The 6,296-nt window shown below is 51.1% G+C and carries 4 protein-coding genes; 1 reads left to right on the forward strand and 3 read right to left on the reverse strand.

Going from position 1 to position 6,296, the window contains the following annotated elements:
• Window positions 1-64: 64 nt before the first annotated feature.
• On the forward strand, window positions 65-514 hold the full coding sequence (locus B3759_RS04325) for a cupin domain-containing protein (RefSeq protein ID WP_291363956.1): 450 nt from the start codon (window positions 65-67) through the stop codon (window positions 512-514).
• Between the two features lie 46 nt (window positions 515-560).
• On the opposite strand, the gene B3759_RS04330 is transcribed toward B3759_RS04325, so the two are convergent.
• Genes B3759_RS04330 through B3759_RS04340 form a run of 3 tightly spaced genes read right to left on the reverse strand, consistent with a single transcriptional unit; the run spans window position 561 to window position 6,170 of the window.
• Window positions 561-2,018 (reverse strand): efflux transporter outer membrane subunit, encoded by a 1,458-nt coding sequence (locus B3759_RS04330; RefSeq protein ID WP_291363958.1) that lies wholly within the window; start codon window positions 2,016-2,018, stop codon window positions 561-563.
• Window positions 2,011-5,070 (reverse strand): efflux RND transporter permease subunit, encoded by a 3,060-nt coding sequence (locus B3759_RS04335; protein WP_291363960.1) that lies wholly within the window; start codon window positions 5,068-5,070, stop codon window positions 2,011-2,013. Before B3759_RS04335 ends, B3759_RS04330 begins: the two co-directional genes overlap by 8 nt.
• Window positions 5,070-6,170, reverse strand: a complete 1,101-nt coding sequence (locus B3759_RS04340) for an efflux RND transporter periplasmic adaptor subunit (protein ID WP_291363962.1) — start codon at window positions 6,168-6,170, stop codon at window positions 5,070-5,072. Before B3759_RS04340 ends, B3759_RS04335 begins: the two co-directional genes overlap by 1 nt.
• Window positions 6,171-6,296: the final 126 nt, after the last annotated feature.

Consider the following 6,296-nt stretch of genomic DNA (forward strand, 5'->3'; position numbering starts at 1 on the left):
ACTGTGTTGTATCTTTTTATGCAGTCTGACTGAGCAGGAAAATACTACGAAGGATGAAAGACTGATGAAGCGTTTTTTGATGTCGCTTTCTGTGCTGACCGGTGTTGCAGCGACAACTGTCGCTCCTCTGCATGCCGAACCTGCCAAAAGTGGATCAGCGGATATTCTTGTCAAATCAACGGCGTCCTGGAACGGAAAGCCTTATGCACCTTATGCAAGTGGCACTCCGGAACTGACGGTTCTGAAACTGACCATTGCACCCAAGGCAGCGCTCCCCTGGCATAAACATCCCTATCCGAATGCAGGATATGTGCTGGAAGGTGCTCTGACCATTCAGGATAAAGAGAGCGGTGTTCACAAGACTTTCCATGCCGGAGAAGCCTTTACAGAGTCCGTTGACGACGCACATCGTGGTGTTGCCGGGGATGAAAAGACAGTTGTGCTGCTTGTCTACGCAGGGATCAAAGGACAGCCTACATCTGTGCCGCTGCCCGGACAGCAAAAGGAATATTGATTTCTCCGTATAAGCTCTTCATGATTGCACGAATAACTCCCAGAAATTATGAAGAACGGCCTAATGCGGCATTAAGGTCCACCTCATTGACCAGAAGAGCCGTGCGGGTGCGGTCCAGTTCTGTCCGGGTTTCATTGCCGGACAGGATGGCCATCAGAAGATCGGTTCTGGCGATGTCGCCGTGGTGGTAACGATCTGTCAGCGCCACGATCCGTTCTTTCCTTTCGTTATCAACAGTCAGAAGACTTTCATATTTCTGTCGAAGAAACCGGCGGTTTGCCAGAAGATCTTCAATCTCTTTCCATGCATTGAGAACAACAATCTGATACGCGATGGCAGCGCTGCGGGCAGCGGATTGTCGTAGTTCCAGTTGGCGAGAAAGACGTCCCCCGTTGAAAATCGGCAAGGTGAGTGATGGTCCAAAGGACGTGTTGCGAGCGTTCCAGCCCAGTTCAGCAACCGTCAGGGCATCAAGAGAGAATTGTCCCGTCAGCATGAGTTTGGGATAGAAATCGGCTTTAGCAACGCCGATCAAGGCTGTTGCGGTATGAAGGCGTGCTTCAGCCGCGCGTATGTCAGGCCGATTTCTCGCAATTTCAGAAGGAATGCCAGCAACCGTTTCCGGAATGACGGTGTTTTGCACGGGGGTAGAGCGAGTCAGGGCTGGAAGATCTGCGTCCGGGCGGCCTGCAACCAGAGTAGCTAGCGCCCGATGCAGAGAGCCTGCCTTGGCTGTCAGGCCGTCTTTTTCGACAAGAGCCGTGTTCCGGGCTGTCAGTTTATCATCCAGATCAACAGAAGCCAGAAGACCATGTTGCCTCACTGTTTGTGCAATACTCAGAAGAGTATTGTTGGTTTCAAGATCTTTTTCTGCTCTTGTTAAATCGTCTCTGGTGTTGCGCCACTGGAAATAGGTTCTTGCTATTTCTGATTGCACGGAAAGCCGGAGAGCGTCGGCATCAGCCTGAACCGCAGAATATTCGGCCTTGGCTGCTTCTCTCATACGTCGTTGACGCCCCCAGAGATCAAGCTCCCATGAGGCGACACCGCCTATACTGTAATTTGAATAAGCGACACCTTCCGGCTCTGATCCAAACTGTCGCGACTCAAGTCCCAGAAGGGATTGCAACACCTGTCCCACACCGGCCGTCGCCAGACGCTCCCGACTGAAGCTTGCCTGTCCATCAAGTGTTGGCATTCCTTCGGCAGAGACTGCTCCTCTTTGAAGACGCGCCGCTTTGATCCGTTCCAGGGACATGGCTATGTCCGGATTGTTTTGACCTGCCTGCTCCATGAGGCCGTTCAGTGCCGGATCATTGAATGATTTCCACCAATCTGGATCTATAGATTTTGTCGTTTGGGATTGATCACCGTTTTGCCAGACATGAGGCAAATGCGGATCGGGCGGTGTAAAATTTGGTCCCATTGTGCAGCCGGAGATCAGGCAGGCAGCCAGAACTGAGAACAATCGTATATGATGAAACAATGTGATCTGGTCAGACATGGTTGAAATCCTCAACCTGACGGGAAGAGCGATCAAAGAGGAGTGTGTAAACAGCAGGCAAAGCGATCAGTGTGAGCACTGTACCGCCTGTAAGCCCTCCAATCATGACGATCGCCATGGGGCCCCAGAAAACATTGAAGCTCAAAGGTATAAAGGCAAAGATTGCAGAAAGGGCCGTGAGGACGACAGGACGGGCGCGTGTCATGGTTGCTGCAATGACGGCTTCGTCAGCCTGCATGCCTGCCTGATGGTTTGTCTGAATCTGATCGACCAGCAGAATGGTGTTGCGCATGATCATGCCGGCAAGCGCAATCAGACCAAGGAGCGCCACAAATCCAAAGGGTGCCTGAAAAATAAGCAATGCTGCCACTGCGCCCACCAGACCGAGAGGAGCTGAAGCAATCACCAGAAAAGAACGCGGCAAATTCTGAAGCTGTATCATCAGCAGCAGAAGCATCAGTCCAACGGTCAGAGGCAGGAGTGTAAAGATTGCATCATTTGCTGTGTCAGAAAGCTCGGCATCTCCGCCGATTTCAATGCGATAACCGCTAGGAAGTCTTTGGGTGAGACTGGCGATATCAGAAGTAGCTTTCTGGACAACGCTGGATGGCTGCACACCAGAAACAACGTCTGATTGAACCGTCAGACACAGGTCACCATTCCTTTGCCACAGAATGGGAAAGGCGTTTGTTGCACGAATACTTCCCAACTGACCAAGCGGCACCATACCGACACCGGTTCTGATTGGAATATCATTCCATTGACCGGGATCGTTTCGCAGCGGCGTTGCGGACCTTACGATGATCGAGATTCTTTTCTGTTCGCTGGGAATGTTCCCCGCGATGGTTCCTGAAATGGCTGCCTGAAGCTGGGAAGCGACACTGTCCCGATCTGTCTGAAAAAGCGCCAGCCTGTCAGGATCAGCGTCAAATGTGAGGGTAGGCGTTCGGCTGCCCCAATCGGATTGAATACCGACAGCTTGCCCGGTTCGGTTCAGAATGCCTGTCACGTCCTGAGCAATATCGCGGAGTTGAGAGGGATCCGGACCGATGATGCGATACTGGACAGGAAAATCGGCTGTAGGACCAAGAGATAAGCACTGGACATGCAGGCTTACGTCAGGAGGAACCGGAAGAGCATTGATTGTCCGGATCAGATCCTCTCTCGCGTGAAGATCCTGTGCGACAAGCAGAAGGGTTGCGTGAGAAGCGCTGGGGGTTGCCGGCGCATAAGGCAGATAGAATCTGGGCGCACCATCGCCAATATGGGTTTCCATATGACGAAGCGAAGCGTTTCCAATCAGATTCTTTTCGAGATATTCGGCAAGCTTTCCTGTCTGCTCGATGGATGTGCCGGGTTTCATGGCTACATCCACAATCAGTTCAGGACGGTCAGATTGTGGAAAAAATTGCTGATCGACAAAAAACAGACCTATTATGGAGAGGAGCAGAACAAGTATCGTTCCTCCCACAACCGTGCGGTTGTGGCGCAATGTTGTGACGAGAAGCGTGTGCAGTTTGGCCCCAATAAGAGCTGTTCTGCTTTGTTTTGCGTTTCCTGAAGAGTGCGCGCTTTTGTTTTCCGACAGAAGGTGCACCCCCAGAAAGGGAATGAAGATAACGGCGACAATCCAGCTGAAGATCAACGCAGCGCCGCTGACCCAGAAAATCTCACCAGCATATTCACCGGTCGTAGAGTGGGCCAAGCCAACCGGAAGAAAACTCACGACAGTCAAAAGTGTGCCTGTGAGCATGGGAAAAGCCGTGTGAGTCCAAGCGAAGGCAGCTGAATCTTCCCGACTGTGACCGGCTTCCAGTTGAACGACCATGGCTTCGATGCTGATGATTGCATCGTCAACAAGCAATCCGAGAGAAAGGATGAGTGCACCGAGAGAAATCCGGTCCAGACTGATGTTCATCGCCCCCATGTAGAGGGCAACGGCGGAGAGCGTCAGCGGCACAGAAAGCGCGACGATCACTCCTGAACGCCAGCCCAGACTGATGAACGCGACCAGAAGAACCACCGTGAGGGCAACAGCAAATTTGATCAGAAAGGTATTGACGGCTTCACGTATGACAAGACTCTGGTCTTCTACCTGAAACAGTTTCATCCCCGCAGGAAGCTCAGCTGATGCCTTTGTCATGGCGCTGTGGAGAGACTTGCCCAACACAAGACCGTCTCCCCCCTGAGCCATGGCAACAGAAATCACGACAGCAGGTTTTCCACCGTAGCGCACAAGAGACGGTGCGGGTTTGGTGTAGTCTCTACTGATTTTGGAAATATCCTTCAGATGAAGGAGGCCTTTTCCAACTGGAATGGCTGTGTTTTCGATTGAGGGCAGGGAGGTCAACGCGCCTGTCATGTTCAGGGGAATGACTGTCCTGAAATCAACGGATCCGGCTGCGGCCAAAGTAGTTTTTTGGTTGATGGCCTGGGAAATCTGGGCAATGGAAATGTTCTGTGCGGCAAGATAGCCGAGATCGACATCGACAGTGATCTGCTGTGGAATTTCTCCGCTAATCTGTACCTTTCCAACACCATGAATGTGTTGAAAGGTTTTGCGTAGCGATTCAGCTGTTCGGATCAGGGTTGCGTTTTCACCTCCGGTCAGAGCAAAAACGTAACCATAAACATCTGCGTAATCATCGTTGGCGGACAGAACAACATCGGATGGCAGTTCCGGTGCAAGATCTGTCAGCGTGTTGCGTACCTTTTGCCAGATCCCCGGGACACTCTGTTTCAGCTCGCTATCCTTAAGAAAAATCTGCGTGACGCAGGCAGATGGGATGCAATAGGTGCTGAGAATATCAATAGCTTCGACATTGCGCAGACTTTGCTCGAGAGGCGCTGCGATCTGCTTCTGCATCTGTTCCGCACTCGCGCCCTGCCATTGTGCTGAAACAATCATGTTCTTGAGTGTGAAAGCCGGATCTTCAGCGCGGCCCAATCGGGTGAATTCGTATCCTCCGGCAAGCAGAAGAACGACCATCAGGAAGCCGATCAAAGACGAATGCTGAATGGCCCATCGTGAAGCATTGAAACGATCCATCATCACAGAATGGTCCGTATGGCTGCGATTTTTACTTTCTGGTCGGCCTGAAGCGTATCAGGCCCGCTGGCGACGATGATTTCTCCCGGTTGCAGGCCTTCAACCAAAGCATCGGCTCCTCGTAGTTCCCTGATGGTGATGCGACGGAAAAGGAGGCGTGCTTCTTCGTGGTTGGATAGAACCCACAGATGGGCCGAACCATCCTTGTCCGGCACAAGAGCCGTCAGAGGAATGCGCGTAAGGAGTGGGTCTCCATGATCTTTAAGAAAGGAGACTTTTACGAGCGCGTTGACAGGAATAGGAAGTTGTTCAGTTAGAGTAAGATGAACGTCGCGTAACTGGCTGGTTTTATCCACGGCGGCATCTATTTCCCGTACTGTGGCCATTACTGGTGTGGTGTTATTTGTGGTGGGCATTATCACTTCAGTTTTGTCGCCAACCTTTAAGTTTACGGAAGGCAACGTCTGAATGTGGACTTCAGGTTCACCGGCATTCAGACGAACGACCTCATTGCCTGCTGTAATAATGCCTCCTGTTGTGGCGGCGATATATGTGACGACACCATCTTCCGATGCCCGTACATCCATTTCGGCTGCCTGGATTTGTGTCTGATGTAGAGATGCAAGAGAAGATCGTGCTTTTCCTAAAGAAGCTCTGTTGGAAAACCGCCTCTGTTCGACTTCTGCTGTAGAGAGGCCCCCTGTTGTATCCAGTCCGCGACTTCTTCGCAGCAGGCTGGAACTTTGGGCAGCTTCGGCTTGAGCGACGTCAAGTTCACCTTGAGCCTGTGAAACATTTTCAAGAACAGCCGTTTTGTCAAAGGAGACAAGGATCTGTCCTTTGTGAACATGCTGACCAACATTCACCAGAACGGCAGCAACACGGCCTGATTGGGCTGACGCAAGCGAGACAGTGCGTCTTGTTTCGTAAAAGCCAGTAAAAGTCAGAGTGTTCTGATCAGCCTCTTCCACACGCAAGGCTTCGACTACCGGAACGGCAGTCTGCTGTGCTGAATCTGTTTTCGCTTTACACATGGTGCAGCAGAGAAGGGGGAGCACAAGAATAAAACGTGCTCTTTTTTCTAGATGTGTGTGTTTAAACATTCATTGATTCCGAGGAAGATGCAAGCAACGAAACAATTCTGGAAAGCGTCAAAAAATAGTAGAATAATTTACAAAAACGTTTTAAAAATTTTCTGATATAGGTCTATGTTTTTTGTATTACTAAAA

Source organism: Acetobacter sp. UBA5411 (assembly GCF_002409645.1).
Lineage (GTDB): Bacteria > Pseudomonadota > Alphaproteobacteria > Acetobacterales > Acetobacteraceae > Acetobacter.

What these genes read in the sequence shown, in the direction of transcription:
- B3759_RS04335 (WP_291363960.1), bottom strand. Translation starts at nt 5,070, where the DNA reads ATGATGGATCGTTTCAATGCTTCACGATGGGCCATTCAGCATTCGTCT.
- B3759_RS04325 (WP_291363956.1), top strand. Translation starts at nt 65, where the DNA reads ATGAAGCGTTTTTTGATGTCGCTTTCTGTGCTGACCGGTGTTGCAGCG.
- B3759_RS04340 (WP_291363962.1), bottom strand. Translation starts at nt 6,170, where the DNA reads ATGTTTAAACACACACATCTAGAAAAAAGAGCACGTTTTATTCTTGTG.
- B3759_RS04330 (WP_291363958.1), bottom strand. Translation starts at nt 2,018, where the DNA reads ATGTCTGACCAGATCACATTGTTTCATCATATACGATTGTTCTCAGTT.